The 17,476-nt window shown below is 56.7% G+C and carries 9 protein-coding genes; 7 read left to right on the top strand and 2 right to left on the bottom strand.

Features of this window, described 5'->3' with window-relative positions; genetic code table 11:
• The first annotated feature begins 94 nt into the window (after positions 1-94).
• The 4 genes from ACFPPD_RS22685 to ACFPPD_RS22700 all read left to right on the top strand — a co-directional run bounded on the left by ACFPPD_RS22685 (position 95) and on the right by ACFPPD_RS22700 (position 12,200).
• Complete coding sequence (locus ACFPPD_RS22685; protein WP_209745733.1) at positions 95-934, top strand: alpha/beta hydrolase; 840 nt, start codon at positions 95-97, stop codon at positions 932-934.
• A 20-nt stretch (positions 935-954) separates the two neighbouring features.
• Positions 955-2,076 (top strand): response regulator, encoded by a 1,122-nt coding sequence (locus ACFPPD_RS22690; protein WP_209745736.1) that lies wholly within the window; start codon positions 955-957, stop codon positions 2,074-2,076.
• A gap of 146 nt (positions 2,077-2,222) precedes the next feature.
• On the top strand, positions 2,223-7,418 hold the full coding sequence (locus ACFPPD_RS22695; protein ID WP_209745739.1) for an S-layer homology domain-containing protein: 5,196 nt from the start codon (positions 2,223-2,225) through the stop codon (positions 7,416-7,418).
• 132 nt (positions 7,419-7,550) lie between these two features.
• Positions 7,551-12,200: a tail fiber protein gene (locus ACFPPD_RS22700; RefSeq protein ID WP_209745742.1), complete on the top strand. Its 4,650-nt coding sequence runs from the start codon at positions 7,551-7,553 to the stop codon at positions 12,198-12,200.
• 135 nt (positions 12,201-12,335) lie between these two features.
• On the opposite strand, the gene ACFPPD_RS22705 is transcribed toward ACFPPD_RS22700, so the two are convergent.
• Together ACFPPD_RS22705 and ACFPPD_RS22710 are read right to left on the bottom strand one after the other, a co-directional pair.
• Entirely contained in the window at positions 12,336-13,460 is a 1,125-nt protein-coding gene (locus ACFPPD_RS22705; protein WP_209745745.1) for an LCP family protein, read from the bottom strand.
• A gap of 144 nt (positions 13,461-13,604) precedes the next feature.
• On the bottom strand, positions 13,605-14,345 hold the full coding sequence (locus ACFPPD_RS22710) for a Bax inhibitor-1/YccA family protein (protein WP_209745748.1): 741 nt from the start codon (positions 14,343-14,345) through the stop codon (positions 13,605-13,607).
• Positions 14,346-14,524: 179 nt separating this feature from the next.
• Here ACFPPD_RS22710 and ACFPPD_RS22715 point away from each other — a divergent pair, with 179 nt between their 5' ends.
• The 3 genes from ACFPPD_RS22715 to secG all read left to right on the top strand — a co-directional run bounded on the left by ACFPPD_RS22715 (position 14,525) and on the right by secG (position 17,358).
• Positions 14,525-15,289, top strand: a complete 765-nt coding sequence (locus ACFPPD_RS22715) for a sugar phosphate isomerase/epimerase family protein (RefSeq protein ID WP_209745751.1) — start codon at positions 14,525-14,527, stop codon at positions 15,287-15,289.
• Positions 15,290-15,638: 349 nt separating this feature from the next.
• On the top strand, positions 15,639-16,820 hold the full coding sequence (locus ACFPPD_RS22720; protein WP_209745754.1) for a GNAT family N-acetyltransferase: 1,182 nt from the start codon (positions 15,639-15,641) through the stop codon (positions 16,818-16,820).
• A gap of 301 nt (positions 16,821-17,121) precedes the next feature.
• On the top strand, positions 17,122-17,358 hold the full coding sequence (gene secG, locus ACFPPD_RS22725) for a preprotein translocase subunit SecG (protein ID WP_209745757.1): 237 nt from the start codon (positions 17,122-17,124) through the stop codon (positions 17,356-17,358).
• Positions 17,359-17,476: the final 118 nt, after the last annotated feature.

Consider the following 17,476-nt stretch of genomic DNA (forward strand, 5'->3'; position numbering starts at 1 on the left):
GTTGTCCCTCCTTGGGAGAATTTTGGGAGCGGGCTCATCTATCATTCGAATATAGGGTACTGGCATTTACTTACAGCGAGCGGGGGATTCGTTAGTGGCAGTCTCGGAAGGAACCTTTTACGGGGTTAACGGGGTTGAACTGTTTTACAGAAGAATACTGACATCAAGGGAAACGGTTCGAGGAGCGGTCATTGCCGTTCACGGACACGGCGACCACAGCAGAGGGCTGGAGAACCTAATTGAAAAATTGGCCGACAGCGGCTACCACGTATATGCCCATGATTTGCGGGGACATGGCAGAAGCCCGGGGGTCCGGGGGAGTATCCGCAAATGGGAAGAGTATCGGGGTGATCTGCATGCTTTTCGCGAGTTGGTCGCCTCCGAGACCGCCGGACTGCCCGTTTACGTGATGGGACATAGCCTTGGCGGACTCATTAGCGCGGATTATTCGTTATTTTATGGCCAGGGGATTTCGGGGCTCGTGCTGATTGCTCCTGCCATTTCCTATGAATCGCCCTTCTTTGAAAAATGCCTTGTTGTCCTCATGGGGAAACTGAAGCCGGATATGACCGTTCAAAAAAACGGGAGCCCGGATTTGCTCACGCAAGATCCCGAAATTCGAAATCGGCTGGCCTCCGATCCGTTACGGCACGATACGGTAACGCCGGGTTTGGGCCTCGGCATGATGCAAGCCGTATCACGGGTCATGAAACAGGCAAAGTCTATTCAACTCCCGCTGCTGCTGCAATACGGACTTGGCGACGAGATTACTCCCCCCGGGAAGCTACGGGAATTTTACCATTCGGTCGGTTCCGGGGACAAACAAACCTACGAGTACGATGCCATGCGGCACCGCCCGTTCGATGATTTGGGGCGGGAGCGTTTCTTCGCGGATATGCTGAGCTGGTTGGATCGGCACACGAAGGCAAGCTGAAGATGCAGGGGGGAGTAAACATGCTTCGCGTCATCATCGTGGAGGACGAGGAGCCGATCTTGGATCTGATGGAGAGGCTTGTCGGCCGGCATCCGATGCTAGAGGTCGCGGGAGCGTTCACGAGTCCGATCGAGGCGCTGGAACGGTATTCGCAGCTGAAGCCGGACGCCGCCTTTCTCGACATCGAGATGCCGAAGATGGGCGGCATCGAGCTGGCGGAAAAGCTTAAAGCGATCGACGAAGAGCTCCAGGTCGTGTTCACGACGGCTTATCCCGGCTACGCGGTCGACGCGTTCCGCGTGAGCGCGGTCGATTATTTGCTCAAGCCGGTCACGCCGGACGATCTGGAGAGGGTCGCGGGCCGACTTTCGAAGAACCATTCGCTGAGAGCGGGGAACCGCGAGCCGGCCGAGGAAGCGGTGCCGTCCGTCCGTTGCTTCGGTACGTTCGAAACAAGAGGGGCGGGCGGCGGCATGGTGAACTGGCCGACCCGGAAGACGGAGGAGCTGTTCGCTTACCTGCTCGCTTATCCGAACCGGCTTGTGAACAAGTGGCAGCTGTCCGATCTCCTCTGGCCGGATCTCGATGAAGAGCGCGGGCTCCATAATGTCCATAACACCGTCTACCGGCTCAAAAAGGCACTGAAAGCAGCGGGGTTCTCCTTGGAGCTCGGCAGCACGAACGAAGGGTATCATTTGGCTTCGGGCGCGGAGTTTTCGGATTTCGGGCGGCTGCGGGAGTTTCTGGGCCGCTCCGCCAAGATCGATGGGCGGAACGCCGCGGAAGCGAAGAAGCTGCAGCTTTCTTGCCGGGGAACCTTGTTCGGAGGCAAGGATTATGCATGGAGCGCGGGCATCGCGGCTGAGGCGTCCGCGCAGCAGGCAACGCTTGCGCGGATGCTGGCGGCTTGGCACCGGGGGCAAGGCGATCTCGCGTCCGCCAAGGACGTGCTTTCCCTCTATCTCGGGCACGAGCTGCTCGACGAAGAGATGAACGCGGAGCTGCTGCGGCTCTGCGCGGAGAGCGGAGACGCGGCGGCGTTCTGCCGGCATTACGAGAGCTACAGGCGGCTGCTGGAGGACGAGCTGGGTATCGCTCCCTCGGCCGCGATGCGGGAGCTTGCGGCAAGCATGAGTCGATGATATCGGGTTTGCGCAAAGGGACTCTGAAACGGAGTCTCTTTTTTCTTCATGCCGGTTGTCGTCTTGTGAGAATTTTGGGAGAATCGTCTGGTACCCTGTCGTCAATAGATCGAATCTGTTGATTTCTATTGATTAGAGGTGCTTTGATGAAGCAGCATTATATTTGGTTTGGGATTGAAATGTGGAGGCGGGTCGCGGCATGGCTATTGCTGCCCGCCATCGTCTTATCGGTGCTGTCCGGTCCGGCGATGACGGCAAGCGCGGCGGCGCCGACATGGACGACGGATGTGCCGTTCGAACCCCCTGCCGACGTCACGTCGCTGGTCGCGGTGAACGGAGAGTTGTACGCGGGTTCTCCTGGTAGCGGCTTGTGGGTATACGGCGACGGCATGTGGGGGCACTTTAGCTCGCCAGGGAACGTGCGTACCCTTGAATACGCGAACGGGATCTTGTATGCGGGCTCCTCCGGCATTCAACCCGTCTGGTCGATGGGCGTGAGCGGGGAATTGATTCCATCCAGCGGGGTAAACGGGTTCGTGGCTGATCTCGAGTACATAGACGGCATTCTCTATGCCGCGAACAGCTCTTTAGGCGTCAAGCAGATGGACAACAGCGGCGAATGGTCGGCGACGAGCGGTAATTTGGGACTGGTAACAGCGCTGGCGAACTCGAACGGCACGCTGTACGCTGGAAGCGATAAAGGCGTGTGGAAGTACGATAAGACGAATGGAACATGGACGAACGTGTTCGTGCCGCCGGATTCGTTAGTCTTTGTGACGGACCTCGCTTATGCGAACGGGACCCTGCATATGGTAACGAATGAAAGGAGTCAAGCGATTTGGTCCATGGACGCAAGCGGTAATTTTTCGCGAACGGGCGTTTCGCTTGACTATGTGAACAGCTTGAGTGTTGTGGAAGGCACAGTCTATGCGCTGTCCAAATACGACGGCGTTTGGAAAGCGGATGAGAACGGCACATGGTCGAAAATCGATGGATCGCCTAACAACGTAACCGCGTTGGCGGTACTGAACGGCATGCTGGTGGCAATGGTTTCGGATGTCGGCAGCAACGGGATGTGGACTTACAGCGGCGGGATGTGGACACATATACCGGGAATGCCGGGATCTATCAGCGAATTCGAAGTTCTTAACGGAACGCTGTATTCGTATGGGGCCGGCGGCTCTTGGGCTTATAGCAATGGCGAATGGACGGAGATCGTGACCCCGATGAGCGCCGTGAAAGATTTGATTCAAGCTAACGGCAAGCTCTACGCGGGGACGAGATCGACGGCGGCATCCGATGTCAACGAGGTATGGACGTTCGAAACCGGCAATTGGGCACGAATGCCGGGCTCGCCGGATAGCGTCATATCACTGGCGTACGTGAACGGTACGTTGTACGCGCTATCTACGGACTTGAAAGTGTACGCTTACCGTGACGGAACTTGGTCGGAGACGCCGGGGACGATGCCGGATACGGGAAGTATCCGAGTCCTGGCCGAAGCGAACGGAACGCTGTACGGGGCGACCTCTCAGGATATATGGACGTACGGCGAAGGAGGCTGGACGCTCGTTCCGGGCTCGCCTGCCGACGTGGATCACTTCGTCAACCTGAATGGTGCTTTGTATGTAGAGAGCTCTTCCGGGATACAAGTCTATAAAGACGGCGTCTGGACGCCGCTGAGCGGCACACCGAGCGTCGTTTACTCCATGTTCGGGCTAAACGGCACGCTTTATGTAGGGGCGTACGACGGCGTATGGACCAACCGGAACGGCATGTGGAAAAAGCTTGACGGCAGCCCGTATTTTGCAAGTGACCTCGCCTATTTGAATGGCACGTTGTTCGCGGGAGGAAACGAGATTAGCCGATTGGCGATTGGTTCGTATGTGGATTTGGGCGGCTTGACGATTAGCGAAGGAACGCTGTCATTTGACGCGGACACCACGAACTATACGGTCAATGTCGCTTACCCCGTTGCAAGCGTGGATATTACGCCGACGCTCGCAGACGGCGCGACGACGATGACGGTGAACGGGAATCCGGCAATGAGCGGGCATGCGGTTACGGTCCCGCTAGTTACAGGGGATAATACGATCCCGATTGTCGTCAAGGGCCAGGACGGGGTCGCGACGAAAACCTACACTGTGAAGGTTACGCGGACCGCGGCCAGTACGAGCGACCACATGTTGGATGTGGCCGTCAACGTGGCGGCCGGCAAAATCACGGGTACGACCTCCGGAATGGATTACAGCCTGGATTCTACGGATGGAACGGACGGGAGTTGGAGCACCGCAAGCGATGGGGAGACGTTGGACATCGCCTTTGCTGCCGGAAACGTCTATGTTCGAGAAGCTTCGGATCATACGAATGTCCGCTCGGTCGCGGTCATCGCTCCGCCGGCGGCTGCGCCGAATCTCGAATACGACGATACGGCGGACACGATAACGGGGCTGACGGACGCTTACGAATATAGCTTGGACGGCGGATCGACATGGGTTGCCGGTTCGACGCCGCCTGAATTGTCCGGCACGAAAACATTCAGGGTGAGGACGGCCGCGACAGCCGCCGCGCTGCCGAGCGTAGTGCAGATGATCTTTTTCACGCCGACCGTCGATGTTACCGTCGTGACTACGGTTGAGATTTCGGGTCCGACGTCGATCGACTTGCAGAGCGGTCATTCGGGGACGGAAACGTATACGGCTACGGTTAAGGATCAAAACGGCGCGATATTGACGGGTGAACAGGTAACGTGGAGCTTGCAGAGTGCGGTTGACGGCGTCAGCGTGGATGCGGATTCAGGGGCGGTTACGGTCACCGATTCGGCGGCCGACAAGAGCAAGTTCACACTGGTGGCGACTTCGAAGACCAGTCCGATGAAAAAAGGGATGCTAGAGGTTGCGATATCAAGGTTTACCTTGGACAGCGCGATCAGTCCGGAGACGGCCCCCTTCGACAAGAATGCATCGGCGCAGGCGGACGTCACAGCAACGATGACGCTGAACGGCAATACGTTTCAGAACATCTCGAATGGCGGTACGCCGTTGATTTCGGGTACCGACTACACTATTTCCAGCGACACGGTGACGATCAAAAAGGAATATTTGGCCGCCCTGGATGCAGGGGATCAAGTATTCATGTTCGACATGAGCGCGGGAACGGATCCGACGCTGATCGTCACTATCGGCGACTCGACACCGACTCCCTCCGTCACGAGCATGGTTGTAAGCCCGGCCAGCGCGACTGTTACTCAAGGGGAAAGCCTGCAGTTGACGGCGACCGTAACCGTCGTGGGTGGAGCGGCCCAGACGGCTGCTTGGACAAGCGGCGATGCGAGCGGGAAAGTCGCCGTCGATGCTTCGGGGATGGTCACGGTCGCAAGCGACGCCGCTTTGGGCGACTACACGATTACCGCAACATCGACGGCGGATAGTTCCAAGAGCGGCACGGCAACGATAACAGTCGCGGCGGCACCGGTTTCTGAAGTACCTGCGAATCCGCAGAACCTTGTTGCAGTTGGAGGAGACCGTCAGGTTGCGCTGGAATGGGACACGGTGACGGGGGCCACTTACTATGCGGTTTATTTGGCAGACGTTCCAGGAGAGTTTGGGGAGATTGCAGTTGCAACGGTAGCGGACTCTGTTTACACGATCCAGAACCTGACGAACGGCACAACCTATTACTTTATCGTGAAAGCGGGGAACTCGATAGGCTTGAGCGAGATGTCCGAGCAAGTAAGCGCAACGCCTTTGTCGATTGTTCGTCCCGGAACGATACCGGGAGCACCTACGGGAGTGACCGCCTCCGCGGGCAACGGACTGGCGACGATCCGTTTCACGCCGCCTTCGGATGATGGCGGGAGCCCGATCACGGAATACCGGGTTACGGCTTGGAAAGATGAACAGGCCGTCAAAGAGGCATCCGGTTCGTCTAGCCCCATCACGGTAACGGGTCTGACGAACGGAACGGCATATACCTTCACCGTTGTCGCGGTCAACGCGAATGGCACTTCACCCGCGTCCGTCGCCTCGGCTCCGGTAACGCCGCTTTCTGTGCCGACTTCGGCTGAGGGCTTGGCGGCTGCGCCAGGCAGCCGCCAAGTTGCCTTAGCGTGGAGTGCCGTGGGAACAGCGGAATTCTATTCCGTGAAGCGCAGCACGATCGACGGAGGTCCTTATGTGACGATCGCGACGAATCTCACATCGGCAGCTTATGTCGATACTGGTTTAACAAACGGAACCACGTACTATTATGTGGTCACCGCGCACAACGCGATTGGAGAAAGCGTAAATTCCGCTCAGGTTAGCGCGAAGCCTGTCAGCGGAAGCGACAGCGGCAGCAGCGGTAGCGGCAACGGTCCAGCTCCGTCAGCAGATCCAGTCCCGAATAGCGCCGGTCCGCTGCAAATGAGCGTAACTCCGGAGCAAGGCGGGTCAGGGGAAATAAAAGATTTGGCCGAGCTGAAGGTTCCGGCAGGAGCGGTGCCGGCGGATGGTAAAATATTCGTGGCTGTTGTCGCCGATGATCAGGTTCCTCCGACAGGCGAGCTTGAAGCGGCAAGCCAGGTGGTCGAATTCACAAGCTCGACCGGCCATACGTTCAGTAAGCCTGTGGAGATTACGTTCCACTATGATCAGGAGAAAATCGGCGATGGGCGTCAAGCAGCCGTCTATTACTACAACGAGCAGCAGCATCGATGGATTTATATCGGAGGAACGGTTAACGCGGACGGGACGGTAACGGTAAGCGTCAGCCATTTCACGAAATTCGCCGTTTTCGAATATGAGCCGCTCTCGTTTGCCGATATGGCAGGGCATTGGGCGAAGGTGCTTATCGACCGGTTGATGGGCATGAAAGTAATTACAGGCTACCCGGATCGAACGTTCCGTCCGGATGCAACGGTAACGCGGGCGCAATTTGCGACAATGCTTGCCGCAGCGTTGGGGCTTCCGGCAGCCGCTGGAGTTACCGGTTTTGCGGATGATGGCGAAATTCCGTCCTGGTCCAAATCAGCCGTAGCCGCAGCGGTGAAAGCCGGTCTTATAAACGGATATCCAGAGCAAGGGGCAGTACGTTTCAAGGCTGATCAAACGATCACCCGAGCGGAAATGGCTGTCATGATCGCGCGCGCGTTGTGTGCAGATGGGAATGCAACCGATGGCGGAGCAGATCGCTTCAAAGATGCTGCGGCCATTCCGGGCTGGGCCCAAGCGTCGGTTGAGGCGACCGTTTCGGCAGGAATTTTGAACGGCTATGAGGATGGAACTTTCCGGCCCGATCATCAAGCAACCCGGGCGGAAGCGACGGCGATGATTTATAAGCTGCTGGAGGTTCTGAAAATATAAGACGGAGGAATAGGCCGGGGCGCCCTTGTTTGAGGAGTCCTGGCCTTTTTTTGTTTTTGTGAGAATTTTGGGAGAATGCCTTGCTACGCTATCGAAAGATGTTTTACTTCGTTCGATAGGGAGATGAGCAAGTTGCGTAAGTCGCCGACTGGGAAAAAGGTTTTGCTTGCTTTCATGATTTTAACGATGCTTCTGAGCGGTTTAAGCTTCGCGAAGCCCGTATCTGCCTCTAGCGGCTCTGCGCTAATGGGTGAAATTCGGCTGTTTCCTTACGGCGGGCCACCTTCAGGCTGGGCCTATTGCAACGGGCAAATCTTGAGTATTGCGGAATATGGGGAATTATACTCGCTGATCGGGACCAAATACGGAGGAGACGGCGTCACGAATTTCAAGCTGCCCGACTTGCGGAAAGCCGCGCCGATCGACGGCGTCGATTATTATATCTCGATTAGCGGAATCTTTCCGACAACCGGATGGGATTTCATTTTGCCACTGGCGGGGGAAATCCGATTGGTTGCTTTTGATCTCGATCCCGGAGCTTCCGCGCATTGGACGGATGGAAGCGTGTTTCCGAAAGCGGGGAATGAATCATTATTTTATAAAATCGGCAATGCCTTCGGCGGAGATGGCATTAATACATTCGCCCTGCCTAACCTTGCTTCGATTAACGTTCCGAGCGATAACGGCGGGACGGCGCAAATATGTTATGCCATCTCGATGTCAGGCTTCGATTCAACTGAATTAATGGGCGAGGAATGGCTCGGTCAAATCTCGTTGTTTCCAATTTACAATATGCATGCTAACTTTTATACGCCGGCTGAAGGCCAGATGTATCCCATCCAATTCTACGCCCCGCTGTTTGCTTTGCTTGACCGACGGTTTGCTTACAATGGGACTGCTTTTGGTCTGCCGGATTTAAGCGACGCGTCTCCAGTGCCGTACAAACTTAATTACTATTTTAATACGGATGGTTATTTTCCGTTTGTGGAAGAACAAATTCCCGTTTCTTCAACCCCGGATAGCTATAGCCTAAGTCAAAACGGTTCGTTAACGGTGGCCCCTTCGTCCGGTGTGCTCGCGAACGACACGAATGCGTCGGCAGCCGTCGTCGTGGCGGAGCCGGCTCACGGATCTTTGACATTTCATCAAGACGGAACGTTTACTTATATTCCCAACGCCGATTTTATTGGCAACGACAGTTTTACTTACAAGGCCAATCATAATAGCGCCAGCGGTCCGAAGACGACGGTTGCGCTTTCGGTCAATGAGCCCCTTCCTACCATCGATGGGGTGGCGGAAGGCGGAGTGTATGCTGAGGGACGTACGATCACGTTTACTGGAACGACGGCGCAGCTTAATGGCAACCCTTTCGAAAACGGTTCGATCGTTAGCGACGAAGGAACGTACACCCTCGTCGTGACGAATGGCAGCGGCAATAGCGTAACGGTACATTTTTCCATTGATAAGACGCCGCCGGTCATTACGAACGCGGTCATTAACCGGGACGTGATCATATTCGAATATACAGAGGATCTTGTGAAGCCGGATTACTTTGGCGCAGGCGATTTCCAGGTTAAAGTAAACGGGGAACCGGTTCCGTTGGAATTTGCCGCGCAAATAGAGAATGAGCGAGGCGTGCTCGCTAAACTGCTAGCGACAACGGCCACGAATAACGACGAAGTGACGATCGCCTACGCGGGGGGAGTCGCGACGGATGCCGCGGGCAACGCGTTCAGCACCGTCGACGTTGCCGTTCGGAACCTGTCGCCGGGCACGTTCCAATCCGCTCCGACGATCGGGTTGAAGCTGGAGACGGACTACAGGCTGCAACCGGGCGACGAGATCGTCACGTTCACGCCTTCTTCGGACAGGGCAAACGTCATTCGATTCGACTTTCCATATGAGGAAACGAACGCGCCATCGTTAAGCGTAGATCCGCTGATCAAAAATAAGAGCGACTATGTGATCCGCGACAATACGGATGGTTCGACTGTTCCACATGCGAATGTCTCTATCAACAATAGCGGGCATCGGCTTGAGCTGTATCTGTCTTCAGGCGTCAGCCTGGAAGCCGGAAAGTCCTATACGGTTGTCATGTCGGCAACCGCCGGCGGGGATGAAATCTCGCTTCCCGCCGGTGTCACGTCGTCTAGCTCCGCATACTTGGCACTCATACAGTTGAACAGCGAGACGGATGCGCTTGACGAGTATTATTTTCACGATGTGAGCATTGCTCCGTCGACGAACCGTCCGTCGGTCGCGCTAACGGGTCAATCCCGTACGCTTACTTTGGGCGGCGCTCCGGTTGTCGTCGAAGCGGGACAATTGGCGACGGACGAAGATGCGGCGGATCTCCTCCGTCTCGGCAGTCCGGTTTCCGACGAACCGGATATCGTTCTCGTAAGCTTGGATTCGAACGGTAGGCTGGTCCTTCAGCCCGTCAGAGTCGGCACGACGGACGTTAGCGTGGAAGTTGGCGACGGACAAGGGCATACCGTAACGGCAACGATTTCCGTTACGGTCGATCAAGAGAAGACGCCTTCCCCTTTGCCTAATGACGTAACGATAATGAACCATGAGACCGGATCGGATCGATTGACCGTCATGAATGTAGCCGCGCAAGCAATCGTGCATGTTTACGATTCGCCTTCCGGGGGTAATCGAATCGGAACGGCCACGCAGGGCGGCATGGCCGGCAGCTTGACGGTAGACGTGGAGGAGGGAATCGCAGGTCCTTTCGTTTATGTAACCGTGACGGATGTTGCCGCTCTTCGTTCGGAGAGCGACCGAGTGAAAATTGCGGTTCCTCCGCCCGTTGTCAAATCTGCGCTTGCTTCCTCGATTGTGGCGGCTCAAGCGAAGCACAACGCGGCGACGGAAGGCTCGGCCGACGGCCAGTACCCAACCGGATCGAAGGCGATCCTGCAAGCCTCGATAACGGCCGCGTCGACGGTGGCGAGCGACGCCGCAGTTACGCAAGCGCAAGTGGATGCCGCGGTTGCCGCGCTGAACGCGGCGGTGGCGGAATTCGAAACGAAGGTCATCATCGTGAATAAGTCGTTGTTGCAAACGGCGATCGGAGCGGCTCAAGCAAAGCACGACGCGGCGACGGAAGGCTTGGCCGACGGCCAATTCCCAACTGGGTCGAAGGCAATCCTAAATGCGGCGATAACGGCTGCGTCGACGGTGGCGAGCAACGTCGCAGCTACGCAGGCGCAAGTAGACGCTGCGGTTGCCGCGCTGAACACGGCGGTGGCTGCATTCGAAGCGAAGATCATCATCGTGAATAAGTCGTCATTGCAAACTACGATCGCAGCGGCTCAAACAAAGCACGATGCGGCGACGGAAGGCTCTGCCGACGGTCAGTACCCAAGCGGGTCGAAGGCGACCCTGCAAGCCTCGATAACGGCCGCGTCGACGGTGGTGAGCGACGCCGCCGCTATGCAAGCGCAAGTGGATGCTGCGATTGCCGCGCTGAACGCGATGGTGGCGGAATTCGAATCCAAGGTCATCATGGTGAATAAGTCGTCGTTGCAAACGGCAATCGTAGCGGCTCAATCGAAGCATGACGCGGCGACGGAAGGCTCTGCCGACGGTCAGTACCCAAGCGGGTCGAAGGCGACCCTGCAAGCCTCGATAACGGCCGCGTCGACGGTGGTGAGCGACGCCGCCGCTACGCAAGCGAATGTGGATGCTACGATTGCCGCGTTGAACGCGGCGGTGGCGCAATTCGAAGCGAAGAAAATCACGATCGGCTCAGGCGGCAGCGGCGGTACCGGAAGCGGTGACATCGGCTCGGCCCCTGCATCGGGTTCGGAAACGACGCGTGACGACGAGCTGCAAATGAACGTCGATCCGCAGCAAGGCGGGTCAGGGGAAATCAAGGATGTGGCCAAGCTGAAGGTTCCGGCTGGAGCTGTACCTCAAGACGGGAAAATATTCGTAGCGATTGTCGCCCCTAATCAGGCTCCGCCGACAGGCGGGCTTGAAGCGGTAAGCCAGGTGGTCGAATTTACAAGCTCGACAGGTCATACGTTCGATAAGCCGTTGGAAATCACCTTTCATTATGAAACGGACAAAATCGGCGATGGGCGTCAAGCGGCCGTCTATTACTACAACGAACTGCAGCATCGATGGATTTATATCGGAGGAACGGTTAACGCGGACGGGACGGTAACGGTAAGCGTCAGCCATTTCACGAAATTCGCCGTATTTGAATACGAGCCGGCACAGTTTGCCGATTTGGCAGGGCATTGGGCAACGGCGTATACCGAACGGTTTGTTGGCATGAAAGTGATCCAAGGCTACCCGGATCGAACGTTCCGTCCGGATGAAACGGTAACGCGGGCGCAATTTGCGACAATGCTAGCCGCAGCGTTGGGGCTTCCGGCAACCACGGGAGTTACCGATTTTGCGGATGATAGCGAGATTCCGGTCTGGGCCAAATCTGCCGTATCCGCTGCGGTGAAAGCCGGTCTCGTGGGCGGATATTCGGAGCAAGGGGTTGTACGGTTCAAGGCCGATCAGACGATCTCTCGTGCGGAAATGGCCGTCATGATCGCACGCGCGTTGGGCGCGGAAGAGAACGTAGCCGAGAGCGGAGCAGGTCGCTTCACGGATGCTGCGGCCATACCCGAATGGGCCCAAGCGCCGATTGAGGCGGCAGTGTCGGCAGAAATCTTGAACGGCTATGAGGACGGAACTTTCCGTCCCGATCATAAGGCAACCCGGGCGGAAGCCGCAGCGATGATCTATAAGCTTCTGGAGGTTCTGAAAATATAAAACGGCCATTGGAGCACGGCGCGAAAATAAAGAAGGACGGACCCTGTGCCTCGGCACTCGGGTTCGTCCTTCTTTATAACGCGGCAACGCGCGATTCCAGTTACTGAAATTATATAAGTGCTTGCGCATGCGAAATTACATCGGATTCGTTGCCGTCGGCGGCTGCAATTGCTCTTGGATATAGCTCTGAATTTTCTCGACGTCGGGCACGAGTACGTCCATCGATTCGACGAGGGCGTTCTTGAACGCGCCGTTCTGCGGGATCTGGACGCCATGCAATTGACTCGTATCGAGCTTCATGCCGAGCCGAGCGAGCTTCAGCAGATCGCCGGGCGGGATGTTCGTCTTGATGTAAGGGGCAATGCCGTCCAGCACTTGCGGAAGCTTAAGGAGTGACGTCGTGCTCTGCAGCTTATCGGCGATGGCGAACAGGAATTGGCGCTGGCGCTCCGAACGGGCGAAGTCCGACATGGCGTCGCTCCGGAAGCGTACGTATTGCAACGCGGTGACGCCGTCGAGGTGCTGCAGGCCTTTTTCCAGCTTGATATTGTACCTTGGATCGTCGGCGTTGTCGGTGTGCTTCATGCTCTTGTCGACTTCGAAGTCGATGCCGCCGAGCTCGTCGATGAGGGAGATGAAGCCCTCGAAATCCGTGTAGACGTAGAAGTGCACGGGCAGACCGGTCATGAAGTGGACGGTATCCATCGCGAGCAGCGGGCCGTCTAGTTTGCCTCCGAGCGTTATGGCCGCGTTAAGCCGGTTCTGGCCGTGGCCGGGAATGACGACGTATGTATCCCTAAGCAGCGAGAACATCTTGGCTGTCTTGGCTACGGGATCGATGGAGACGAGAGCCATCGAGTCCGACCGTGGCAGGGAGGAACTGTTGACGCCTCGGGAGTCGCCGCCAAGTAGCAAAATATTAATGCGCTCGTCGCCCACCCACTCTGGCGGTTGCGCGACCGGGATGACGGACGGGGCGTTGCCGTTCGAAGTCGCCGACGGCGAGGGCTGGGCGCGATCTCGCGGATCGTCGTATATTTTGTTCGCGAACGAGTAGAAAGAGTAGGCGTAATATCCCGCAACGGAGCCGAGAACGAGCACAAGGCCGAGCGCGGAGTAGAGAAGGATGCGGCGAACGTTCTTTCGGCGCGGTTGGCGCGAGATCCGGGTTGCGGTCGTTCCTTCCGGCGTTGCGAGCGGTGAAACCGGTTGTTCGGGGCTTAAGTTTCCATCCGATGGCGGATTCGGCAACTGATCCATGCGGCGGTTCATCCTTTCCGATCTCTATACAACAATTAGACGATAGTAAGGTGAGGAAAGTTGTTCCAGTCAACGACCCCTATCACGAAAAAAAGACGAAAGCGGGCGATAACCCGTTTCCGTCTCTTCCTTGATGCCGATTCGTTAGTCCCGGCTGGCGATCTTCGAGAGCAAGCGAAGCATCTCCAGATACAGCCATACGAGCGTGACCATGAGGCCGAACGCGCCGTACCATTCCATATACTTCGGAGCGCCTTGCTGCGCGCCGTTCTCGATGAAGTCGAAATCCAGCACGAGGTTCAGCGCCGCGATGACGACAATGACGAGCGAGATGCCGATGCCGATCGGGCTGCTGTCGTGCAAGTAAGGGATCGTTACGCCGAACATGCCGAGAATCCAGCTCGCCAAGTAAACGAGCATGATGCCGGCCGTGGCCGCGAACACGCCGAGCTTGAAGTTCTCCGTCGCGCGGATAAGCCGCGTTTTGTACGCTAGCAGCAACGCGACGAACACGCACATCGTAAGCAAGGAAGCCTGCAACGTGATGCCATTGAAACGAGCCTCGTAATTGGCGGAAACCGCTCCGAGGAACACGCCCTCGAACGCGGCGTACACCGGCACGAGATAAGGCGACGTCGTTGCCTTGAACGTGATGATCAGGGATAGAATCAAGCCGCCGATCGCGCCTCCGATCAAGTAAGGCATGACGTTCTGCCCGTCGAAATACATGGACCAGGAGACGAATGCGCCGCCAAGCAAGATCGCGAGGGTAATGAAGGCTTTGTTCACCGTGCCTTCGATCGTCATTCTTTCCGTGCCGCCGTAATGCCTCGTTCGTTCGAAAGAGTTGTCCTTCAGTGTGGGATTGCCGCTGCGACCTATCACTCGTACACTCACCTTTTCGGTAAATTTGTTCCAATTATATCACGAGCGGGCAAGCTTGGGCGAGAGCAGCTCCCAAAATCCCATACAAAGAAGCCAAATCCCCCCATCGTGGGAATGATACGAGAGGTCTATAATAAAATCAGATTAGCACCTCAAACGATGGAAGGTGGAACTTTCAAATGAGCAAGCCGCAAGTAGGTATTCAGTTATATTCCGTGCGCGACCGTAGCGAGAAGGACTTCCTGGGCACGATCAAGGAAATCGGAGAGATCGGCTACCGTAACGTGGAGCTGGCCGGTTATTACGGCCATTCGGCCAAAGAAGTTCGCCAAGCGCTCGACGCCGCCGGCTTGAACGCGCCTTCCGCGCATATCGGCCTTTCGGTGAACGACCCGGCAATCTGGGATAACTTGAAGAAACAAGTGGAGTTCGCGAACGAGCTCGGCTTGAAACGTTTTATCGTGCCTTCTTACCCGCTCGGAGACAATCCGACGGTAGATGACGTGAACAAAATGGCGGACACGCTGGAAGAAGCGGCGAAGATCGTGACGGCGGCCGGCCTGCAATTCGGTTACCACAACCACGCCTTTGAGTTTAAGCCGGTAGACGGCGAGCTCGTCATCGACCGTGTTTTCAACCGCGTTTCCTCCGACCTGCTGTTCGCTGAGTTCGACCTCGGTTGGGTGAAGGTCGCGGGTCAAGACCCGGCGACTTACGTCAAGAAGTACGCGGGACGTTTGCCCGTCGTGCACGCGAAGGACTTCAAAGAAGACGGCACCGACACCGAGATCGGCAAAGGCTCCGTCGACTGGGATTCCGCGCTCGAGGCATGCGAACAAGCAGGCGTCGATTACGTCATCATCGAGCAAGAGCGTTACGACGTCTCTTCCCTCGAAAGCGCGAAGCTCAACTTCGAGTGGTTCAAAGCTCGCGGCTGGCTGTAAGAGAAGGGAACGGGAAGCCCGGCGGATGCCGGGTTTTTTTCGTCGGGCAAACCGAGTCAAGTAAACGGAAAAAATCGGGCTACTCCGCCTCCGAGGGGTCGCTTGAGCGGAGTAGCCGGAAAAAGTCGGGTTATTTCGCCTCCGAGGGGTCGATTGAGCGGATTAGCCGGAAAAGGTCGGGTTATTTCGCGTCAGAGGGGTCGCTTGAGCGGAGTAGCCGGAAAAAGTCCGGTTATTCGCCTCGCTCAAATCGAACGCCGATGCCCGCGACTCGGCGTTCTGGTGACCATGGCGGGGAATCTGTTAGGATAAAGATTACAATAGTACTTAAGAGGGAGAGGGATCGGCGATGGAAATCAGACAGCTGCGCATGGACGAATTCGAGGAGCGCATGGCGTTGTCCCAATTCGCGTTCCAGTTGAGATTCGACGAGAGCAATATGGAGCAGAGACGGAAAACTTACCGGCCGGAGCACGATTGGGGCGCGTTCGACGAGAACGGGAAGCTGCTGTCCGCGGCGATCATCATCCCGTTCGAGGCGTGGGTGCAAGGACGCAAGCTGGCGATGGGCGGCATCGCGGGCGTGGCGACTTGGCCGGACGCGAGGCGTCAGGGATGCGTCAGCAAGCTTCTCTCGCACGCGCTGGAGACGATGAAGAAGGACGGCCACTCGATCAGCATGCTGCACCCGTTCTCTTTTCCTTTTTACCGCAAATTCGGTTGGGAGATGACGGTCGAACGGAAGAAGTACACGATTCCGACGAGGCTGCTGCCCGCCCGATTATACGTGCCGGGACTGGTGAAGCGGGTCGCGAAGCCGGACTTCGAGGCGCTCAATCGCGTCTACTCGGCCTATGCCTCGAGATACAGCGGGACGTTGGCGCGGAACGACGACTGGTGGGAAAATAAGATCCTGACGAAAAACGGCACTTGGGCGGTGTACGAGAACGAAAGCGGGCAAACGGAAGGGTACGTATTCTACGACGTCGCCGACAGCAAATTGACCGTGCACGATATGGCGAACACGACCGAGAAGGCGCGCGTGGCTTTATGGACGTATATCGCGAACCACGACTCGATGATCGAAGAGGCGACGTTGATCGCGCCGATCGACGATCCGCTGCCGTTCCTGCTCTCCGATCCGAGAATCAAGCAAGAAATCCTCCCATACTTCATGTCGCGTATCGTGGACGCAGAAGCGTTCGTCCGGCAGTACGCGTGGGCGCCCGGGACGGACGGGGAATCGGTCGCTCTTCGCATCGCGGACGCGCAGGCGCCTTGGAACGACGGCTTGTTCCGACTCGACTGGAGCAGTAACGGGGAAGGCAAGCTGGCGCGCACGACGGAGCAGGAAGAATCTGCGAACGGGACGATCTCGTGCGACATCCAAGCGCTGACGGCGATGCTGCTCGGCAACCGCCGACCGGCGTTCCTCCGGGAATACGGCCGAATCGTCGGTAGCGATACCGCGGTGGCGTTGCTGGAGAAAAGAGTTCCGCCTCGGACGACGCACTTGATGGACTTCTTCTAAAAAAACGTGTTCAAAAAGACCGGTTTTCAGCACCAAGAAGGTTGAAAGAAGCTAGGGAATGAGGATCGGAGCGTAGGCAAACCTACGTGAGAACCGGAAGTTCCGGCTGAATTCAAGATTCGATGTCGAATAAGCTTCTTGATTCACTTCGTGATCAAAATCGGGCTTTTTGAACAACCTCTAAAGGGGAATTTCGGGAGAAACTGGCAGGAAGCTTCCATAGACATAGGTTGTCAACCCGATGGGGCTTATGCTACAATGAAAATACTGTTTTTGTAGCGGTATTTGGGAGGTGTAAGCGATGGACGTCGTTCTCAAAGTCATTCTGGTTATTTTCTCGCTGGGCCTTATTGCGGTCGTTCTGCTTCAACGCGGGAAGAGCGCGGGGTTATCCGGTGCGATCTCCGGCGGTGCGGAGCAATTGTTCGGCAAACAGAAAGCACGCGGTATCGACTTGTTCTTGCAACGTCTGACGGTCGGCTTGGCGGTCGGATTTTTCATCCTTTCGCTGGTAGTCGCTTATTTCGTCAAAAACTAATCGACATTCGCCGACAACGGACAGGAAGCATGCGCTTCCTGTCTTTTTTTGCGTTTCGCGTCGAGAAAGATGATGGACGAACCGCCGACAATGGAATACAGTGGTAAGAGGACCAAGC

Source organism: Cohnella suwonensis (assembly GCF_042655365.1).
GTDB lineage: Bacteria > Bacillota > Bacilli > Paenibacillales > Paenibacillaceae > Cohnella > Cohnella suwonensis.

What these genes read in the sequence shown, in the direction of transcription:
- ACFPPD_RS22705 (WP_209745745.1), bottom strand. Translation starts at nt 13,460, where the DNA reads ATGGATCAGTTGCCGAATCCGCCATCGGATGGAAACTTAAGCCCCGAA.
- ACFPPD_RS22690 (WP_209745736.1), top strand. Translation starts at nt 955, where the DNA reads ATGCTTCGCGTCATCATCGTGGAGGACGAGGAGCCGATCTTGGATCTG.
- secG (WP_209745757.1), top strand. Translation starts at nt 17,122, where the DNA reads ATGGACGTCGTTCTCAAAGTCATTCTGGTTATTTTCTCGCTGGGCCTT.
- ACFPPD_RS22695 (WP_209745739.1), top strand. Translation starts at nt 2,223, where the DNA reads ATGAAGCAGCATTATATTTGGTTTGGGATTGAAATGTGGAGGCGGGTC.
- ACFPPD_RS22715 (WP_209745751.1), top strand. Translation starts at nt 14,525, where the DNA reads ATGAGCAAGCCGCAAGTAGGTATTCAGTTATATTCCGTGCGCGACCGT.
- ACFPPD_RS22720 (WP_209745754.1), top strand. Translation starts at nt 15,639, where the DNA reads ATGGAAATCAGACAGCTGCGCATGGACGAATTCGAGGAGCGCATGGCG.